Origin of the sequence: Planktothrix tepida PCC 9214 (assembly GCF_900009145.1) — a bacterium.
Classification (GTDB): Bacteria; Cyanobacteriota; Cyanobacteriia; order Cyanobacteriales; family Microcoleaceae; genus Planktothrix; species Planktothrix tepida.
In genome coordinates, this window is sequence record NZ_LN889775.1 from 1 (window position 1) to 2,837 (window position 2,837).

General features: G+C 42.2%; 2 protein-coding genes. One reads left to right on the forward strand and one right to left on the reverse strand.

Annotated features, from left to right (window positions below):
* Nucleotides 1–76 precede the first annotated feature (76 nt).
* On the reverse strand, nucleotides 77–1,375 hold the full coding sequence (gene ctpB, locus PL9214_RS03045; RefSeq protein WP_072717382.1) for a carboxyl-terminal processing protease CtpB: 1,299 nt from the start codon (nucleotides 1,373–1,375) through the stop codon (nucleotides 77–79).
* Between the two features lie 486 nt (nucleotides 1,376–1,861).
* Between ctpB and PL9214_RS03050 the strand changes: the two genes are divergently transcribed.
* On the forward strand, nucleotides 1,862–2,779 hold the full coding sequence (locus PL9214_RS03050; protein WP_072717383.1) for a hypothetical protein: 918 nt from the start codon (nucleotides 1,862–1,864) through the stop codon (nucleotides 2,777–2,779).
* Nucleotides 2,780–2,837 lie beyond the last annotated feature (58 nt).

The window sequence follows — 2,837 nt, forward strand, 5'->3', positions numbered from 1 at the left end:
TGATAACTGATAACTGATAACTGATAACTGATAACTGATAACTGATAACTGATAACTGATAACTGATAACTGATCACTACTTAGACTCGTTAATAGCCAGGGGGCGATTTCCTGAACCTGCCACGAGAATCGAAATAGCTCTTGCGTAGAATGGATCTTGGGGTGTCCCCACTAACTTTGGATCAGTGACTAATTGTTTTTTCTGATCATCAGAAATATCCACTTTAATATCGGGGGTAACACCTTTATGACTAATATCCGTGCCATTGGGCGTGTAGTAATGGGCAATGGTCACCGCCAATCCTGAACCATCGGAGAGGGAAAACACCGACTGTACTAAGGCTTTACCAAAGGTTTGAGTTCCCATAACCACGCCGCGTTGATTATCTTTCAACGCTCCTGCTAAAATTTCGCTGGCGCTGGCAGAATTTCCATCGACCAAGACAACAACGGGCAAATTTGTGATGGCGGTGCGGTTATTTCGAATTTCCTGACTTTTGCCATTGCGATCAACGGTACTAACAATTGCTCCAGTATCCATCCACATTCGAGCAATTTCAATACTGGTACGCAATAGCCCCCCTGGATTTCCGCGTAAATCGAGGACAAATCCTTGAACCTTTTGTTGATTTAAGGCTTCAATGGCGGCTTGCATTTGTTCGGCTGCATGGGAATTAAATTCCCGCAGTTGAATATACCCAATTTTGCGATCGCCTTCGGTATTGAGACGATAGGTAACCGTTTCCAGTTCAATTCGGGCGCGGGTCAGCTTTAAATCAAATTCTTTTCCGCCTTCGCGTCCAATGCGTAAACTCACATCGGTACCAATGGCTCCCCGAATTTTATTAGCCGCCTGTTCAACGGTCATTCCTGTGGTGGAGACTCCATCAATGGACAGTACCCGATCCCCTGGCAAAATTCCTGCTTTCATGGCGGGAGAATTTTTAATCGGTTCAATAACCGTAACCATGCGGGTTTTTTCATCCACCGTCAGTTGCATTCCCACCCCCGTCAATTCCCCGGCGGTTTGATTGGTTAATGCTTCGTACTGCTTAGGATCCATGAAGCGAGTGTAAGGATCTTTGAGCTTTTCCAAGGCTTTTCGGAGTTCCGCATAAGCAGCTTCACGCGAAGTATAGTTCTTACTGAGAAGTTCTTCCCGTTGGGCTTGCCAATCGACTTTGTTAAAGTTGCCATCGACAAACTCTCGATTCACAATCTGCCAAGCTTCGTCCAATACTGCTTTCGGGCTATCTTTGAGGGTGGCGTTGACGCTGCTACTCCAAGCGGGCATCATGAAAGCGGTAACGGTGGCGAGTGCGCCTGTAAACAGGGCTTGACGGAACGGAGAAAAGCGTTTCACGTTCTGGTTCATTGAGTCTCCCTATATCGCTTGAGATCCTTGACTTCCAGTTTAAGCCAGGGATAAAAGCCTTGATTAGATTTTAAACTGATCTGCCGATCAATGACTCAGGTAAAAGGAAAAAACGGTTAAAATTAATGGCTTCTACCGTCTACCTGGGGAAATTTTCTTAATTTGAGGGGGGATTGAGACAGACAAATCGGGTCTAACTCGAATCCTCTGGGTTCCTAAAATTCAGCTTTTTCAGAACTGTTGTAGCCCAAAAACCTCTAACTGCTCCTTCATTTCAGTATGGGGATTTTCCTGACTGAATTGTTTCGGTTCTAATTATAGCTTGACTGACAATTGAACGGGTAGGGTTGTCGTTACTGATGATCATAAAAATTCAGTCGCCCTGACCGATACCCTGATTCAGTGTTAAACGAGAGTTTATCAAACTCTTGTCAATTATTTATGATATGCTTTTAAATAAAAGCGCGATCAATTCTGAAAAATATTGTGGTTCATCTTCCAGCTAAATTGGCTTTCTCAAAGGACTTATCCATCTTTGTCCCGATTGCGGTTGCCGGAATCGCGTTAGCTAGTATTGTAGGACTACAACTTTATGCTCCCGATGGTTTAAACATTTCTGGTACTCAATCAACACAATCCGATCAGATTTCGACTTCCGCAGCCCAGCAAGCCCAAAAACAGGAATTAGCCCGGTTAAAATTGCTGAAAACCTTACCCGCCCTAGGCTATAATAACTTACTGGCTGATTGGGGTTTTTTAGGCTTTCTGCAATATTTTGGGGATGATCCCGCTCGTCAAAAAACAGATTATGAATTGTTAAATCATTATTTTGATGTGATGGTTACCCATGATCCCCTGTGGGTAGAAATGTATAACTTCCTATCTACATCAGTTTCTTTTTACCAAGCCCGACCTGATTTAACGGTTAAGTTGATAGAGCGTGGCTTGAAATCTCTTTCCCCGGAAAAAAATATCAGATCTTGGTTAGTTTGGCGAATAAAAGGCGTTGATGAATTATTATTATTAGGAGATACTCAAGCTTCGGTGAACTCTCATCAAATGGCAGCAAAATGGGCTGAGAATACACCAGATCACGCTTTTGCGCCTCGTCTACGAGAATTTGCAGAACAATTAAGTCAAGATCCTGATAATAAATTCATCCGAATTCAAAGTTGGTTGATGGTTTATTGGGCGACAGAAGATAAGTTAGTTCGCAAACGAGCCATTCAAGAATTAATAAAGTTAGGAGTTGAAATCAAAACTCAAGAGAATGGGGAATTACAGTTTATAATTCCTCCTGAACTCCTAAAACAGCAAACAAAAAAGAATAATTCAGAACGGAATAGGGAACAGGGAACAGGGAACAGGGAACAGGGAACAGGGGAAAAAGAAAATAGAAAATAGAAAATAGAAAATAGAAAATAGAAAATAGAAAATAGAAAATAGAAAATAGAAAATAGAA